This is a genomic window from Cellvibrio fontiphilus, from assembly GCF_042646205.1.
Classification (GTDB): domain Bacteria; phylum Pseudomonadota; class Gammaproteobacteria; order Pseudomonadales; family Cellvibrionaceae; genus Cellvibrio; species Cellvibrio fontiphilus_A.
Genome location: NZ_JBHRTF010000004.1, coordinates 1,212,214 through 1,228,625, shown reverse-complemented (window position 1 = coordinate 1,228,625; position 16,412 = coordinate 1,212,214). Strand labels below are relative to the sequence as shown.

Below are 16,412 nucleotides of genomic sequence, written 5' to 3'. Positions count from 1 at the left end.
TGATCCACAAGATCCAGCCAAAGGTTTCGACCGCAACTGTGACCCAACCTTCACCAATGCCGCGGGCACCACTACCGGCGCTATGCCTAATGCACCGGTTGCCGGACGCTGGTTCTCGGAAGGGTTCAAGCAACTGCTGGACAACGCTTATCCACCCCTTGATTAAGCGCTGCCGGTAACGCTCACCGGTTGTTCCGGTGAACCCAAGTCGCAACAGGAGTTGCGACTTGGCTTAAGGACAAGCCGACACTTTTTTATATCGGAGGTGGTGGATTTCAGGACAAGGCCATCACTCCCGCCCCGATATAAATCCCCTTTAATCAATGCAATGTTTTACCGGCCTGTTTTACAGGCCGGCCTTTTTAGTCACCAACAAAACACTGACTAAGCGCCCATTTTGTATTCCCCAATCTCTATTTATTTATCGCGAGATATTTCCGATGAAAAAGATGCTCAAGAATAACGACCAAGCCATTACCGCTGAGCCAAAAACCCAACGCACCAAGCTCTTTCAGATGATTGGCGCGAGCCTGTTGGCCTTGTCTGCCATCAGCGCCCAAGCCGAGATAGGCAACCCGCGGGTAAACCAGTTGGGCTACCTGCCCACCGGCGCTAAAACCGCCACCTATAAAACCAATCAAACAGCGGCCCAGACCTGGCAGTTGCGTCAAAACGGCACGCTGGTAGCGAGTGGCCAAACATTGCCCACCGGAACTGACGCGGCCAGTGGCGATAACCTGCACCAAATCGATTTATCAAACGTCACCGCTACCGGCAGCGGATTTACCCTGACAGTAGGTGGCGATACCAGTTACAGCTTTGCGATTTCCAACACGGCGCTCAAACCTGCACTTTATGACGCGCTCAAATACTTCTATCACAACCGCAGTGGCATCGCGATTGAGACCCAATATACCGGCGGCGGCAACGGTTCCTTTGCCAGTAACAGCAAATGGTCGCGCCCTGCCGGTCACTTGAATATCGGAGCCAACAAAGGCGACATTAATGTGCCCTGCTGGAGTGGCACCTGTAACTATTCACTGAACGTTAGCAAAGGCTGGTATGACGCCGGCGACCACGGCAAATACGTAGTCAACGGCGGTATTTCGGTGTGGACACTGCTCAACCTCTACGAGCGCGACCTTTACTTGAGCCGCAATGGCAGTTTGGTGGGCGATGGCAAGTTGAATATCCCCGAAAGCGCCAACGGCGTAGCGGACGTATTGGACGAAGCGCGCTGGCAAATGGAATTTATGATGGCGATGCAAGTGCCTGTCGGCCAAGCCAAAGCTGGCATGGCTCACCATAAAATGCACGACGTGGGCTGGACAGGTTTCCCCCTCGCCCCCCATGAAGACCAACAACAGCGCGCCTTGGTGCCACCGTCCACCGCGGCAACCCTGAACCTGGCCGCAACCGCCGCGCAGTGTGCGCGTATCTGGAAAGATATTGATTCCGGCTTTGCCAGCAGCTGTTTAACTGCCGCAACCCGCGCCTGGGATGCAGCCCAAGCTAACCCCAACGATATTTACAGCGGTAATTACGACAACGGTGGCGGCGGTTATGGCGATGCTAATGTCGCCGACGAGTTCTACTGGGCAGCGGCTGAGCTGTACATCACCACCGGCGACAGCAAATACCTGAGCCGCATCAATAATTACCTCATTACCCGCAGCGATTTCGGCTGGCCCGATACCGAGTTGCCCGGCTTGATTTCCCTGGCGATGGTGCCCACCAGCCACACCAGCAGCCTGCGTACCAGTGCGCGGCAAAAAATTGTCAGCATCGCAGATACTACCTTGGCCACCCAGAATGCCTCTGGTTACCCGGCACCACTTTCAACCCTTGAATATTACTGGGGTTCAAACGGCGCCGTGGCGAATAAGCTGATTATTCTGGGCCTCGCCTATGACTTCACCGGCAATGAAAACTACGCCAAAGGGGTAGGCAAAGGGCTGAACTATTTCTACGGCCAAAACACCCTATCTACCTCCTTTATCACCGGAGCAGGTACCAAGACCGCAACCCAGCCACACCATCGTTTCTGGTCTAATGCCATCAACGCCAACTACCCTGCTCCACCACCCGGCGCACTTTCCGGCGGTCCAAACGCAGGGCTTGAGGACAGCACGTCTGCCACTTTGCTGGGCAGCTGCAAATCCAGACCGGCAACCTGCTGGGCCGATAACATCCACGCTTATGCGGTGAATGAAATCACCATTAACTGGAACGCACCGCTGGCCTGGAACCTGGCGTTTTATAACGATTACGCCCAAGGCAATGGCGGCGGCCAAAGCTCATCGAGCCCGGCAAGTTCATCCGCTCCCGCCAGTTCTTCCAGCGTTGCAACTACCTCCAGTTCCTCATCCCGCGCACCCAGCAGCTCGTCCGTGGCAAGCAGCTCTATAGCGCCCAGCAGTTCATCGGTAGGATTGAGCAGTTCATCGATAGCATCGAGCATTAGTGGCGCCCAGCAATGTAACTGGTACGGCACGCTCTACCCACTGTGCGCAACCACCACCTCCGGCTGGGGTTATGAAAACAACAGAAGCTGCATTTCGGCGAGTACTTGCAGCGCCCAACCAGCGCCTTTTGGCATTGTGGGCGGCGGCACCAGCACTCCCGCCAGCAGTACGCCAGCCAGCAGCAGACCGGCGAGTAGCACCCCCAGCAGCACGGCGCCCTCATCTGTCGCCAGTTCAAGGGCCAGCTCGACACCACCGGCAAGCTCCTCCAGTTCGGTAGCCGGCGGTGGCAATTGTCAGTACCTGATCAGCAATGAGTGGAACAACGGTTTTACCGCCAGCTTGCGCATCACCAACACTGGCAGCAGTCCCATCAACGGCTGGACAGTCAATTGGTCCTACAGCGATGGCACTCGCATCACCAACAGCTGGAATGGGGTGTTCAGCGGCAATAACCCCTATTCGGTAAGCAATCTGGGATGGAATGGCACCATTCAACCAGGGCAATCGGTGGAGGTTGGCTTCCAGGGCACTAAAGGCACCAGTGGCAGCGCCCAAATTCCACGAGTGACTGGCAGTGTGTGTAACTAGCGTTTTTGGCTAAGGATTAGTCAAACACAACCTCAGGCGACCATTGGTCGCCTGAGGCGTTTTTACAGCAGTGGTTTTGAGGTGAGGATTTGCAACAGGTTCTGCAGGTGAACCGAACATTCGTAACCCAAAGGCGTTAAATAACCCCCATCAGGCAGAGTGATTAATTGTTTCTCATGCAAGCGCTGGGTGGCGGCAATAAGTTCCGGAGCGGCATCGGAATGCACTTTCAGACCGGTTTGACTGGTAGAAGCATCGAACAAGCGCAGCACTTGTAATTCAGCCACTATTTCCTGGGACATCGGCATAGGTAACTCCAGTGTTATCGTTAGCAGGGGGTTATTGTTAGCAGGGTGTTAGTCATAAATAGCACAAGCAGCCGGGATCACAACCTTACCCCCTGTTTTATCCCGCTGCTTGTTATTTTGCTGCTAATGCGCGGTTTGATAGATAAGCCGCACCTCGTCGGCAATAATCGCCGCGCCGCGCGCCACAGTTTCCGGTTCCTGGCAGTAAGTCACACGAATACATTCATGGCGATGCGGCCAATCCTCAGTCAGCCCCGGGAAAAAGTGATGGCCGGATACCACCAGCACACCGCGCGCTTTAAGCCGCTGGTAAAGCTCCTCGCTGCTGATTGGCAGATCCTTAAACCAGAGCCACAGAAAAATTGCCCCTTCCGGTTTATGAATCAAACAAGGCAAATCGCCCAGCGCTTTTTTAAAAGCAGCAACCGCCATTTGCATACGGTGGAGATAAAAAGGCGCCACTACCTCGCGGCTCAACCGCAGGATTTTGCCATCCTGTAACAAGTGCCGCGCCACCGCCGGGCCAAAATTGCCTGTAGCCAAACTGAGGATGGTATTGGCTTTGGCAAACGCCTGGATAATCGCTGGATCGGCAATAACAATACCTGTGCGTGCACCGGGCAACCCCAGCTTGGATAGGCTGAGCACCAAAATAGTATTGCTATTCCAATGGGGCTCGGCGTCCACAAATAAAATATTGGGGAAAGGAGTGCCGTAGGCGCCATCCACAATAAAGGGGACTTGGTGAGCGCGCGCCAGAGCATCCAGCTTCAGCAGCTCCTCATCACTAATCACATTACCAGTGGGGTTAGTGGGCCGAGACACGCACAGCGCACCGGTTTCGGCGGTTATCTGGAGTTGGTCAAAATCCACGTGGTATTTAAAAAAACCGTCAGTCAATAACTCGATACTGGGGCGCGTGGCGGTAAAAAAATCAGCGCTGATACCCAAGTCACTGTAGCCCAAATACTCGGGGGTCAGCGGCAGTTGGATTTTCTTGTGGCTGCCATCCGGGTAATCGCCAGCAAATAAATTGAACAACACAAAAAACGCCGACTGGCTGCCATTGGAGAGCGCAATATTGTCGCGCGAGATCGCCCAGCCGTATTCGCGCTTGAGCAGACTGGCGATGTCATCCAGCAATTGGGCATCGCCTTGGGGCGGCTGGTATAAACCGAGTAATTCATGGGCGGCGCGGGCATCCTCTAGGGTGGCTTGCAGCGCGCCGGCAAAGGCTTGCTCCATAGCGGGAATGCGCGCCGGATTGCCGCCGCCCATAAAAATCATCTCCGGATTGACCCGCAACGCCTCGCCCAGGTCATCCATCAAGGTCACTATGCCTGCGTCACTGCAAAGCTTTTTGCCAAAACGCGAAAGTTTAAGGGACGACACACTCATAACTAACCACACTCAATGGAAAACCCACAGCTTGAAAACACGCACACCCGTTGACTGGCGCCGTAAACCGGCGGGCAATCTAACGGGTGTGTGGGAAAAACTCTAGTTGGGTTTGGCTATTCACAAACCAGACATCACTGACCGGGCATCAGCAGCCAAACAACAATCTGGCATTGTTTGATGTTGCGAAAAGTGAACCTGAAATTAAATCAGCCCGAACTTGCGCAGGGTTTCTGCCAGCTTTTCAGGGTTGACAGGCTTTTGGATAAAATCCATCGCGCCCAACTTGGTCACGCGCGCCTGGGCATCGGGTTGGATATCGCCGGAAATCACAATCACCATGGCATCCAGCCCTTCCGCTTTTACTGCTTCAAGCACTTGATAGCCATCCATCTCCGGCATAGTCAGGTCCAGAAACACCATCTCGCCCTTGCCTTCACGAATAGCCTGAATACCTTCAAGCCCGTTAGTGGCAAAGGTGATATCGACATCCCAATCGGCTGGAAGGGAGCGCGCAACCTGCTTGCGCGCCATCATAGAATCGTCACATATCAGTAAGGGTGTAGCCATGAAGTCGCAATATCTGTGAGTGAATGAAGTTATCAGGAGTATAGCCAGTGAATCTGACGTCAGTCATTTTTTTAGCCAGTTTCTTATTCGCCTCAATGACTGACATAACACATGAATATCAAGCCTCCTTGGGTTTGGCATCAAAGAGTTCGCCGAGGCTAATCGCATAAAGACCGTGCATCTGCTGTTCCGCCTTGGCCAACAGCTCAAGGGTTGGCGCACCCCACGGCAGAGCAAGCAAACTCTCCTGCTCGACAGGAACTTGAAAAGCCGAGCGGTTGGGTAGCTCAATAATATCGACCAGCTGGCGCAAGCTCACCAACTGCAGGTTTTTACTCAGCAAAAATTCGCCTTGATAGTTAGTGGTGAGGATGCGATGGCGCACCAGCGCCTGGCTAATCCGCTGCCATTGTTCGGCGGCCAGCCCCAACTGGATCAACACCCGCTCTGGCAAGCTTGCACCTTGTTTGGCGGCGTCATAGCAGCGCCACAACACCAGCAGCGCTGCAATCAAATCGGGATAATTGCGATCCCGCAAACCGATTTGATGGGCATTGATGGTATGCACCACCACCGCGCCCCCCAATACAACAGTCCAAATCAAATTCACCCAGAGCAGGAAAAGGGGCAAAGCCGCAAAGGCACCGTATACCAGCGAAAAAGATGAGTGGCTAACAATCCAGCCAAATGCGGCCTTCAGCCCTTGAAACCCCAGGGTAGTCACGGCGCCCCCCACCATGGCGTGGCTCACCCTGACTTTACAATTAGGCACAGCAACAAATAACAGGGTAAAGGCCGCCCAAGTCAGCACCCAAGGCGCAAATTGCAACACCCACTCCACCAGCCCAAGATTGTCGTAGGTGCCCACCAATAAACGAAAGGACACCAAATAAGTGCTCATAGCCAAAGCGACGCCCAACAGCAAAGGGCCAAGACTGAGGATGGCCCAATAGAGCAAAAAATTGGCAACCCCACGTCGGCCGCGGGTCACACCCCATATCGCATTAAAATTCTCTTCGATGTTTTTCAACATCAAATAAGCAGACACCAGAAGAAAACCAAAACCAAACGCGGTTAATTGTCGCGCCTGTTCAGAAAAGGATTGCAGATACTTGCCCAGATCCTGCTCGCTATTGGGCAACAGGTGCTGGAACAATAGTGCCTGCAATTCGTCCCCCAAATCCTGAAAGGCCGGGATCAGGGAAAACATGGAGAAGGTCACCGTCAGCATTGGCACTGTGGCAAACAGGGTGACGTAGGTTAAAGACGCCGCACTTTTCTGGCAGCCCTTGGCGCGATACTGCTGCACCACCAAACGAAAGAATCCAACTAACCAGCAATACTGAGTGGTGGCAAAACGATGCAGGCCTGACAGCAAAGACATAGATTCAAATCCTTAAAACAACCCGGGTCACAGCCGTTATAATCGCCGGCAACTGCCACTGGCAGACGGCTGATCCACAATCACGGGAAATAACAGCGCGATGAAACATACGGCAAAAATTGCACTCTATCACAACCCACGCTGCTCAAAATCGCGTGAGGCACTCAAGCTACTGCATGAGCAAGGCGTTGAACCCGAGATTATTTTGTACCTGGAAACACCCCCCGATGCGGCCAGTTTGAAACAGCTGCTGGGTAAATTGGGCATAGGTGCGCGTGCGTTGCTGCGCAAAGGTGAAGATGCCTACCAAGAGTTGGGGCTGGCCGATGAAACCCTGAGCGAGACAGCGCTGATCGAGGCTATGGTAAAACACCCCAAACTTATCGAGCGCCCGATTGCAGTAAAAGACCAGCTTGCCCTGATCGGCCGCCCGCCAGAAAACGTTTTACAGTTATTGAATCGCTAACCCAAACAGGAAATACCGCGTTTATGAGCGTTTATGTATTAGTAGTTTATTACAGCCGTTATGGCGCCACGCTAGAGATGGCAAAACAAATCGCACGCGGTGTAGAACAGGTTGCCGGTGTGGAGGCTCGCCTGCGCACAGTGCCTGCCGTGTCACCCGTGACCGAAGCCAGTGCACCAGCCATTCCAGATAGCGGTGCGGTTTACTGTAGCGAGGAAGATTTAAAACACTGCGCCGGTTTGATCCTGGGCAGCCCTACCCGCTTTGGCAATATGGCAGCGCCGATGAAATATTTTTTGGATGGCACCAGCAGCCAATGGCTCAATGGCGATTTAATCAATAAACCCGCAGCGGTATTTACCTCCAGCTCCAGTTTGCACGGCGGCCAGGAATCCACCTTGCTCAGCATGATGCTACCGTTACTGCACCAAGGTATGGTGATCAGCGGTATCCCTTACAGTGAAGCGGCATTAAACACTACCCGCACCGGCGGCACTCCCTACGGCGCTTCTCACCTGGCAAGCGGCGATCAACCCGGCAAACTCAGCAGCGAAGAAATCACCCTGTGCCAGGCACTTGGCAAACGCGTTGCCAAACTCGCACTCCAATTAGCTGAACACAACAGCCATTAATTGCACACTAAAGGTTAGCCATGACTCAGGATCAACAAGCTCCAAACAACACCCCGGAAACAACCAAAAAAATATTGGTCATCACTGACGCAGATGCCCTAGTGCTGGAAAAAAAATTGCGCTTGGGTACGCAGGTTTGCAACCTGAGTTACCTCGCACTTTTGGTTGCGCTCAGCATCAATTCGCTGCTGGGCGACAAATTTAATCTTGTGCATTGGCTGATAGCCGTTGTGCCATTGCTAATATTTATTCCCGGTTTGATAAAACCGCAGCATCGCACATACAGCTGGCTCTGTTTTGTACTGTTGATGTATTTTTTATTTTTAGTGCCGCTGCTCATGAGTTATTGGTCGCTGATTTATTGGGTACTCACCCTGCTGGTCACTGTGTTATTTGCCGCGGCCATGATGACCAGTCGCTGGTTGCAATACTGGAACTATTATCTGTCTAGCAAACAATAATTTTCTGGCTGGGTTGTTACTGAACTTATTTTTATATTTCTAATGCAAGGAACATTACTGTGTCTGTAAATTATTACGAACCGCCGGTGGCGCAGGCAGCGCCAAACCATGAAAACAGCTCGCATTCCCATCAACAAAACAACCAACAAAACAATCAACAACATAACCAACCGCCACAATCACCTCCACCACGTCAAACCGGTGGTGGTTACACACCAAAACCAAAAGCCTCCGGCCGCCTGCGCCGGATCTTTGGTGGTATGGGCGCCGCTGTTACTACCCTGCGCAATACACTCGCCAATATTATTTTTATTATTATTTTATTATTGATCATCGCCTCTTTTAGCGGCAAAGCCAGTTTGCCTTTGCCTGAAAGTTTTGCGCTGCGTATTGCGCCTACCGGAATCCTGGTAGACCAGCGCAGTTATATTGACCCTGCCAGTCTTTTACTCTCTGATGAAAATCCACAGGAAAATGAAACATTGGTCAGCGACCTGGTTGCCGCTATTCATCACGCCGAGAAAGACACGCGCGTCAAACTATTGGTGATAGAACCTGGCCGTATGCTGGCAGGCGGCTTAAGTAAGCTCAACGAAATTGGCCAGGCGCTGGAACAATTCAAAACCTCGGGGAAAAAAGTTATCGCGGTAAGCAACTATTACTCTCAGGACCAGTATTACCTTGCCAGTTTTGCCGATGAAATTTATCTACACGACATGGGGGTAGTAGAAATCACCGGTTATGGTCGCTACATGAATTACTACAAAAGCGCACTGGATAAACTGGGCGTAACCATTCACGCCTTCCGCTCAGGTAAATATAAAGATTATTTGGAACCCTATCTGCGCGATGATATGTCAGCGGAATCACGCGAACACAACGAGCAGTGGATCAATGAGCTTTGGGCAAACTACACCGGCAATATCGAACGCCTGCGTCGCCTGCCACCCGGCAGCATCAACGATTACGTTAATAACCTCGATGTACACATGACACTGACCAGTGGTGACAGCGCAAAACTTGCCGTGGAAAAAGCGCTGGTTGATAAAGTGGGATCGCGCCATGAATTGCTTTCAACCTTAATTAACGCAGCAGGAAAAAGTAAAGAGGGAGACAACTACAACGGTGTGGACGTTAATGCCTACCTCGCTGACGTAAATAAAAAAGTTCACCCGGACAGCAATAAAGTAGCGGTGTTGGTAGCGGCAGGTGCTATATCTGATGGTCGCCAACCCGAAGGCAGTGTGGGCAGTGAAACCATGCTCGAACTGCTGCGCCAAGTACAAGACGACAACAACATAAAAGCACTGGTGATTCGTATCGATTCCGGCGGCGGCAGCGCATTTGCGTCAGAAATTATTCGCAGCGAATTAGTAGCACTGCGAGAAAAAAATATTCCTATTTATGTCTCCATGGGATCAGTTGCAGCCTCCGGCGGCTATTGGATTGCAACTGCCGCCGATAAAATCTGGGCGCAGCCAACCACAATTACAGGATCAATCGGTGTATTTGGCGCCTTCCCCACCCTGGAAAAATCACTGGAAAAAATCGGTGTATACACAGATGGTGTTGGCACTACCGAATTGGCGGGCAGCATGCGTTTGGATCGCCCACTTTCAGCAAAAGCCAGCAAAGTAGTTCAACAGGGTGTGGACAATATTTATGAGCGTTTTATTACGCTGGTCGCCGATGCACGCAAGCAGGATAAAGAGGCTATTCACAATATTGCACAAGGCCATGTATGGACAGGCAACAAAGCCAAAGAAATTGGTTTGGTCGATGAATTGGGAACCCTGAATGATGCAATTAAGGCGATTGCCGAAGCCGCCGATCTGAGCTCATACAAGGTTGAGTTTGTACAGCGACCACTCTCACCCAAAGAGGAGTTCCTGCGCTCACTTACCCAGAGCCAGGCAGGTGCACTTGCACCAAAATCCCTGCTGGCCAATTGGAGTTCGCTGGGTTTGCTCAATGACCTGGGCGCGAGCGTAAAACCCCTTTTGGATTTAAATGCAATGAACGATCCGCAAGGCATCTACGTAAAATGTCTGGATTGTGTAGCGCCCTGATTTGATTGTGTGGCGCCCTGATTTACAGGCACAGCTGAAACTCCAAAAAAATGGAAATGATTATGAAAAAATACGGTTTGCTATCACTTACCTTGTTGCTCAGCGTACTGCTGGTGGCATGCACCGGCATTCCAGACAACATCAAACCTGTCGATAACTTTGATGCAAACCGTTATCTAGGCCAGTGGTATGAAGTGGCGCGGCTGGATCATTCTTTTGAGCGCGGCCTGAGTCACATTAGTGCCACTTATACCGCACGCGATGACGGTGGCATTAACGTATTAAACAAAGGCTTCTCTGTAGAAAAACAAGAGTGGCAAGTAGCAGAAGGCAAAGCCTATTTTGTAGATCAGAAAGATCAAGGCCATTTGAAAGTATCCTTTTTTGGCCCTTTTTATGGCTCTTATGTAGTGTTTGAGCTGGATCATAAAAACTATCAGTATGCGCTGGTGAGCGGCCCTGATCGCAGCTACTTTTGGTTATTGGCGCGCCTGCCGGTAATCGATAAGGAGTTACAAACAGAGCTGGTCGCTAAAGCCAAAGCCCAAGGCTTTGATACTGACAAATTGATTTTTGTAGATCACAATCCAAGCAGCCTGCCCGCTAATGCACAGCAGCAGTAACGGTCGAAAAATCGCAATTGGAACAAGCTTGCAATAAAAAACAGATAAAAAAATAGCGCCTCTTGGGGCGCTATTTTTTTGCTCGCAATTTCATCGCAACTGCGCGGACAATTATTCCGGACGCATATGCGGGAACAACAGCACATCGCGAATAGACGGTGCGTTGGCAAACAGCATAATCAAACGGTCGATACCAATGCCCTCACCCGCGGTTGGTGGCAGGCCGTATTCCAAAGCGCGAACAAAATCGGCGTCGTAGTGCATAGCTTCATCGTCGCCGGCGTCTTTTTCACGCACTTGCTGCATAAAACGTTCAGCCTGATCTTCCGCATCATTTAACTCAGAGAAGCCATTGGCTAATTCACGGCCGCCGATAAAGAATTCAAAGCGATCGGTCACTGCCGGGTTTTCATCATTGCGGCGCGCGAGTGGCGATACTTCAATCGGGTATTCGGTGATGAAGGTAGGCTGATCCAATTTATGCTCAACGGTTTCTTCAAAAATCTCGATATGGATTTTGCCCAGACCGTAGGAATCTTTGACTTCAATACCTAAATCTTTAGCGGCTTTGGTTGCGCCTTCAATAGTGCTCAATTGCTCGCGGGTAATTTGCGGGTTGTAGTGCAACACCGAATCAAATACTGACATGCGCGCGAAGGGCTTACCAAAATCGTATTCACTGCTTTGGTATTTCAGCACTGTGCCGCCAGTGACTTCAATGCAGAGTTTGCGCAGCAGGTCTTCGGTCAAGTCCATCAGATCTTTGTAGTCTGCATAGGCTTGGTAGAATTCCATCATGGTGAATTCAGGGTTGTGGCGAGTGGATACACCTTCGTTGCGGAAGTTGCGGTTAATTTCAAATACGCGCTCAAAACCGCCCACGACCAAACGCTTCAAATACAATTCCGGCGCAATACGCAGGAACATATCCATATCCAGAGCATTGTGGTGAGTGATAAATGGCTTGGCTGAGGCGCCGCCGGGAATCACATGGAGCATGGGTGTTTCCACTTCCATAAAACCGCAACCGCTCATGTAATTGCGAATAAAACTAATGCACTGTGAACGCAAACGGAAAGTGTCGCGCACTTCCGGGTTCACAATCAGGTCTACATAACGCTGGCGATAACGAATTTCCTGATCGCTCAAGCCGTGGTATTTGTCCGGCAGTGGGCGCAGGGATTTGGTGAGCAATTGGTACTCTTCCAAATTCACATACAAATCGCCCTTGCCGGATTTGTGCAATGCACCTTTCACCCCAACAATGTCGCCAATGTCCCACAGGCCCCAGGTGTCTTTAATCACTTCTTGCGCGGTTTTGTCGGCATAGAGCTGGATTGAACCATCGCCGTCTTGCAACACCATAAAGGGGCCGCGCTTGGCCATAAGGCGGCCGGCCACACTCACCACGTGATTCAGCGCTTCCAATTCCTCTTTGGTTTTTTCGCCAAACTGCGCCTGCAAATCCACGCTCTTATCAGCGCGACGGAAATCGTTAGGAAAGGCATTGCCCTTCTCGCGAATCGCTGCCAGTTTGTGGCGGCGCTCGGCGATTAATTTGTTTTCCTCATGATGGGCTTCGGTTTGCGCGGATTGGTTTTCGTTGCTCATAGTCTTCACTGAAGTTGAATTAAAAAGGGCGTTGGGACTGCAAATAATTACAGGCCGGCTTTTAAACTTTCGACAATAAATTGATCCAGATCGCCATCCAATACCGCTTGGGTGTTGGAGGTTTGGGCGCCGGTGCGCAGGTCTTTAATGCGCGAGTCATCCAATACATAAGAGCGGATTTGGCTGCCCCAGCCGATGTCGGATTTATTGTCTTCCATCGCCTGTTTTTCGGCGTTGCGTTTTTGCATTTCCTGCTCATACATTTTTGCACGTAGCATTTTGTAGGCTTTGTCGCGGTTGGCGTGTTGTGAACGCTCGTTCTGGCACTGCACCACTATGCCGGTAGGTACGTGGGTAATACGCACTGCCGAGTCAGTTTTGTTGATGTGCTGACCACCGGCGCCACTTGCGCGATAGGTGTCGATACGCAAATCCGCCGGGTTAATTTCGATTTCGATATTGTCGTCAATTTCCGGCGATACAAACACCGAACAGAATGAGGTGTGACGACGATTGCCAGAGTCAAACGGCGATTTGCGCACCAAGCGATGCACACCAGTTTCCGTGCGCAGCCAACCAAAGGCGTATTCGCCTTCAAAATAAATAGTCGCACTTTTAATGCCGGCAACATCGCCTGCAGAAACTTCTTCCAGTGTCACTTTGAAGCCCTTGGCCTCGCCCCAACGCAGGTACATGCGCAGCACGATCTCGGCCCAGTCCTGCGCCTCGGTGCCACCGGAACCAGATTGGATATCGAGATAGGCATTGTTGGGATCGGTTTCGCCGGAGAACATGCGGCGGAATTCAAGCTCGGCAAGTTTTTTGTCCAGCTGTGCAACTTCGGCCTGAACATCGGCCACCATGGATTCGTCATCTTCTTCCACGGCCATATCCAACAGCTCGCGGGAATCGGCAACGCCGGTGTCCAAATCGTCGATGGTTTTAACCACCAACTCTAGCGCGGAACGCTCACGCCCCAGTGCTTGGGCGCGCTCGGGGTTATCCCACACTTTGGGTTCCCCCAATTCCAGTTCAACTTCGGCTAGACGTTCTTTCTTGAGATCGTAGTCAAAGATACCCCCTGAGCACATTGGTGCGCTCGCTGAGGTCTTTAAGGGCGTTTAATAGGGGGTTAATTTCCATGATAGTGCGCAATTTACTTCGGGTTTAGGCCTGAACAGGCGGAAAAAGCGAGGCGCGCATTCTACATGAGAAGCCCCCTCAGGCCAAACTCCAGGCGCCACTCAGTTGGGCGGCCAGGCCATTTCAATCCAGTTATTTTACCCACCACAGAATTTATGACTTTAAGCGCCGCAACCAACTCGCTATACTGCCCAAAAAAGTAACCGGTTACATTCAATTATCATCGCACGACCCAATAACCATAAGTATTCTGGAGCACCAATGAAACCCCTAGCCTTTCTCTGCGCGCCCATATGCCTCGTCTTCGGCCTCACTGCCTGTGGAGGTGGAGGAGGTGGCAAACCAGCTGCTGCCTCCTCCGCGCCAGCCAGCTCTGCACCTGGCTTGAGCAGTGTTAGCTCAACTGCCACCAGCACCTCGAGTTCGGTGTCACTTTCATCCAACCAAACAACATCAGCCTCTTCACTGAGCCGCTCTTCATCCAGTGCTGCAGCCACTGCCAAATGCACAGTGGATGGAAAACAATGGAACATCTGTGTAACCGATAACAACCAATGGGGGTTTGAGGAAGGTAATTACTGTATCGCCCAGAGCTTCTGCCCGGCTAACCGCACCAACCTGCCCAGCCTTGGGTTGCGCGATACACCAGTGAATACTCAAGCCACAGCCAAAACCCAGCGGGTTTACACTTACCTCAAAGATATCTGGGGTGAGAAAACCCTGACAGGACAGCAGGACCTCACCTGGAAAGACAGTATCGATATGGCTGCCCGCGTGTTTAACGACACGGGTAGATATCCGGCACTGATGGGTTATGACTTTATGAATTACGGCATGACGGCCAGCTGGGTAGAAGGTTTGGAGCAAACCGAAGAAGCTATCGCCTATGCTAATAACGGCGGCTTGGTGACCTTTTCATGGCACTGGCGCGACCCTGCCCTGCTTAACACCACCAACGTTAACAACGCCAATTTTTACGCACGCGAAAGTGATGCCAGCAAAAATACCAGCTTTACCATTCCAGTGTTAAATGGCGCGCTGGATACCAACAGCCCCGCCTATAGCCAGTTAAATGCCGGTATAGATCTCATCGCCGAGGAACTCAAGAAACTGGCCGACGCGAATGTGCCGGTATTGTGGCGCCCCTTGCATGAGGCGTCTGGTAACAACGGTGATGGCTGGTTTTGGTGGGGCCGCACCCGTACCGATGGTGTGCCCCAAGCCTTCGCCCAAATTTTATTGTGGCGCCACATGTATGACCGTCTGGTAAACCATCATGGTATTCATAATTTGTTGTGGGTGTGGAATGGCCAAAACGCCGCCTGGTATCCGGGCGATGACTACGTGGACATTGTGAGCCATGACATTTATGACAGTAGTGATAACAAAACCTACAAATCCCAGATCGCCACCTACAATCAGGCGCGCCGATACCCTGTGGAAAGCAAAATGGTTGCACTCAGTGAAAACAGCTATATCCCCGACCCGGACAAGATAGCGACCGATGGCGCCTGGTGGTTGTATTTTATGGTGTGGAATGATGGCGATACCGCCGAAGGAGTAACCAGCTCAGGTAACTTCTGGACGGGTGAGTATTACAACACCAATGCCCATAAAACCAAGGTTTATACCCATAGCAATATGATTAGCCGCGACGAGTTACCTGACTTTGATTTAGCAAATTAATGCACCAACTCTAAAGCCTGCCTCCAATAAAAAATGCCCCTCTTCCGGGGCATTTTTTATTGGAGGCCTGTAACCGCACTTAATCATCAGTGATTTCAATGTTGGGAAGTTCGCCGGTATTTGCTGTCAGCTGCTCGACACTTGCCATCAACTTACGCGCTATGGCGCGATAATTTTGGCTAATCACTGACTCGGGGTCAGCTGCAACAGAAGGCTTGCCTGCGTCTGCTTGAGCACAAATAGACATATCCAAAGGCAGAGCGCCCAGCAGCTCGGTTTGATAGGTTTTTGCAATCCGCTCCCCGCCACCCTCGCCAAAAATATGTTCGGCATGGCCACAATTGGAGCAAATATGAATCGCCATATTCTCCACCACTCCCAAGACCGGCACGTTCACCTTGCGGAACATCTCTATGCCTTTTTTGGCGTCCAACAAAGCTATGTCCTGTGGGGTGGTGACAATCACCGCGCCAGTAACCGGTACTTTTTGGGCAAGAGTAATTTGAATATCACCGGTGCCGGGCGGCATATCAATCACCAAATAATCCAAATCGTCCCACGCGGTTTGCATCAGCAATTGCTGTAACGCGCCCGTCGCCATAGGCCCGCGCCACAACATGGGTGTTTCTTCGGTAACCAGATAACCCATAGAAATGGACTGAATACCATGCGCGCGAATCGGCACCATTTTTTGCTGCCCTTGCGCACCGATAATTTGCGGGCGCTGCTGCCCAACACCCAGCATTTGCGGCTGGCTGGGGCCATAAATATCAGCATCCAAAATACCTACGCGCCCACCCTCTGCGGCAAGCGCCAATGCGAGGTTAACTGCCGTAGTGGATTTACCGACTCCGCCTTTACCCGAGGCAACCGCGATAATATGTTTAACGCCAGGAATGGCTTGGCTGTGCGTAGTCATAGCATTACCTCTCTGAATAACAACGATGTAAATCGGCTCGCTTAAAATGGCGCACACCCTAACAAAAGAGGGTGCCAAATGGCACC

The 16,412-nt window shown here is 51.6% G+C and carries 13 protein-coding genes and 1 pseudogene; 7 read left to right on the top strand and 7 right to left on the bottom strand.

The genetic code is table 11. From position 1 onward, the window contains the following. Positions 1-440 precede the first annotated feature (440 nt). Positions 441-3,056, top strand: coding sequence for a glycoside hydrolase family 9 protein (locus ACFODX_RS13755; protein ID WP_378120066.1), 2,616 nt, complete (start codon positions 441-443; stop codon positions 3,054-3,056). A gap of 62 nt (positions 3,057-3,118) precedes the next feature. Here the strand turns inward: ACFODX_RS13755 and ACFODX_RS13750 are convergent, their stop codons facing one another. The 4 genes from ACFODX_RS13750 to ACFODX_RS13735 all read right to left on the bottom strand — a co-directional run bounded on the left by ACFODX_RS13750 (position 3,119) and on the right by ACFODX_RS13735 (position 6,716). Then, positions 3,119-3,364 (bottom strand): TIGR02647 family protein, encoded by a 246-nt coding sequence (locus tag ACFODX_RS13750; protein WP_378120064.1) that lies wholly within the window; start codon positions 3,362-3,364, stop codon positions 3,119-3,121. 123 nt (positions 3,365-3,487) lie between these two features. After that, positions 3,488-4,762, bottom strand: coding sequence for a valine--pyruvate transaminase (locus ACFODX_RS13745; RefSeq protein ID WP_378120062.1), 1,275 nt, complete (start codon positions 4,760-4,762; stop codon positions 3,488-3,490). 204 nt (positions 4,763-4,966) lie between these two features. After that, positions 4,967-5,332 carry a response regulator gene (locus ACFODX_RS13740; RefSeq protein WP_324257560.1) on the bottom strand — a complete coding sequence of 122 codons (366 nt, stop codon included), beginning with the start codon at positions 5,330-5,332 and terminating at the stop codon, positions 4,967-4,969. A gap of 118 nt (positions 5,333-5,450) precedes the next feature. Next, a complete protein-coding gene (locus ACFODX_RS13735) occupies positions 5,451-6,716 on the bottom strand; it encodes a YihY family inner membrane protein (protein ID WP_378120059.1) in 1,266 nt (421 codons plus the stop codon). 100 nt (positions 6,717-6,816) lie between these two features. Between ACFODX_RS13735 and arsC the strand changes: the two genes are divergently transcribed. The 5 genes from arsC to ACFODX_RS13710 all read left to right on the top strand — a co-directional run bounded on the left by arsC (position 6,817) and on the right by ACFODX_RS13710 (position 10,967). Beyond that, positions 6,817-7,182, top strand: a complete 366-nt coding sequence (gene arsC, locus ACFODX_RS13730; RefSeq protein WP_378120057.1) for an arsenate reductase (glutaredoxin) — start codon at positions 6,817-6,819, stop codon at positions 7,180-7,182. A 23-nt stretch (positions 7,183-7,205) separates the two neighbouring features. Further along, positions 7,206-7,814, top strand: a complete 609-nt coding sequence (wrbA, locus tag ACFODX_RS13725; RefSeq protein WP_378120055.1) for an NAD(P)H:quinone oxidoreductase — start codon at positions 7,206-7,208, stop codon at positions 7,812-7,814. Between the two features lie 20 nt (positions 7,815-7,834). Further along, positions 7,835-8,275, top strand: a complete 441-nt coding sequence (locus tag ACFODX_RS13720; protein WP_378120053.1) for a DUF2069 domain-containing protein — start codon at positions 7,835-7,837, stop codon at positions 8,273-8,275. Between the two features lie 59 nt (positions 8,276-8,334). Next, a complete protein-coding gene (gene sppA / locus ACFODX_RS13715; RefSeq protein WP_378120051.1) occupies positions 8,335-10,344 on the top strand; it encodes a signal peptide peptidase SppA in 2,010 nt (669 codons plus the stop codon). 62 nt (positions 10,345-10,406) lie between these two features. Continuing rightward, positions 10,407-10,967, top strand: coding sequence for a lipocalin family protein (locus tag ACFODX_RS13710; protein WP_378120049.1), 561 nt, complete (start codon positions 10,407-10,409; stop codon positions 10,965-10,967). 111 nt (positions 10,968-11,078) lie between these two features. Here the strand turns inward: ACFODX_RS13710 and lysS are convergent, their stop codons facing one another. Both lysS and prfB read right to left on the bottom strand, forming a co-directional pair. Then, on the bottom strand, positions 11,079-12,578 hold the full coding sequence (gene lysS / locus ACFODX_RS13705; protein WP_378120047.1) for a lysine--tRNA ligase: 1,500 nt from the start codon (positions 12,576-12,578) through the stop codon (positions 11,079-11,081). Positions 12,579-12,625: 47 nt separating this feature from the next. After that, positions 12,626-13,721, bottom strand: a protein-coding gene (gene prfB, locus ACFODX_RS13700; protein WP_378120045.1) for a peptide chain release factor 2 whose coding sequence is annotated in 2 segments (ribosomal slippage) — positions 12,626-13,648 and positions 13,650-13,721 — 1,095 coding nt in all. Because the reading frame shifts where the segments join, the coding sequence is not laid out codon by codon here. A 261-nt stretch (positions 13,722-13,982) separates the two neighbouring features. Between prfB and ACFODX_RS13695 the strand changes: the two genes are divergently transcribed. Continuing rightward, the gene (locus ACFODX_RS13695) at positions 13,983-15,407 is read left to right on the top strand and encodes a glycosyl hydrolase (RefSeq protein WP_378120043.1); all 1,425 of its coding nucleotides are present in this window, start codon (positions 13,983-13,985) and stop codon (positions 15,405-15,407) included. A 79-nt stretch (positions 15,408-15,486) separates the two neighbouring features. On the opposite strand, the pseudogene apbC reads toward ACFODX_RS13695, so the two are convergent. Next, positions 15,487-16,350, bottom strand: a pseudogene (apbC, locus tag ACFODX_RS13690) (iron-sulfur cluster carrier protein ApbC); the annotation flags it as partial. Positions 16,351-16,412 lie beyond the last annotated feature (62 nt).

Coding starts and splice junctions, on each gene's coding strand:
- ACFODX_RS13695 (WP_378120043.1), top strand. CDS start 13,983: ATGAAACCCCTAGCCTTTCTCTGCGCGCCCATATGCCTCGTCTTCGGC.
- ACFODX_RS13755 (WP_378120066.1), top strand. CDS start 441: ATGAAAAAGATGCTCAAGAATAACGACCAAGCCATTACCGCTGAGCCA.
- wrbA (WP_378120055.1), top strand. CDS start 7,206: ATGAGCGTTTATGTATTAGTAGTTTATTACAGCCGTTATGGCGCCACG.
- ACFODX_RS13720 (WP_378120053.1), top strand. CDS start 7,835: ATGACTCAGGATCAACAAGCTCCAAACAACACCCCGGAAACAACCAAA.
- ACFODX_RS13745 (WP_378120062.1), bottom strand. CDS start 4,762: ATGAGTGTGTCGTCCCTTAAACTTTCGCGTTTTGGCAAAAAGCTTTGC.
- lysS (WP_378120047.1), bottom strand. CDS start 12,578: ATGAGCAACGAAAACCAATCCGCGCAAACCGAAGCCCATCATGAGGAA.
- ACFODX_RS13710 (WP_378120049.1), top strand. CDS start 10,407: ATGAAAAAATACGGTTTGCTATCACTTACCTTGTTGCTCAGCGTACTG.
- arsC (WP_378120057.1), top strand. CDS start 6,817: ATGAAACATACGGCAAAAATTGCACTCTATCACAACCCACGCTGCTCA.
- ACFODX_RS13750 (WP_378120064.1), bottom strand. CDS start 3,364: ATGCCGATGTCCCAGGAAATAGTGGCTGAATTACAAGTGCTGCGCTTG.
- ACFODX_RS13740 (WP_324257560.1), bottom strand. CDS start 5,332: ATGGCTACACCCTTACTGATATGTGACGATTCTATGATGGCGCGCAAG.
- ACFODX_RS13735 (WP_378120059.1), bottom strand. CDS start 6,716: ATGTCTTTGCTGTCAGGCCTGCATCGTTTTGCCACCACTCAGTATTGC.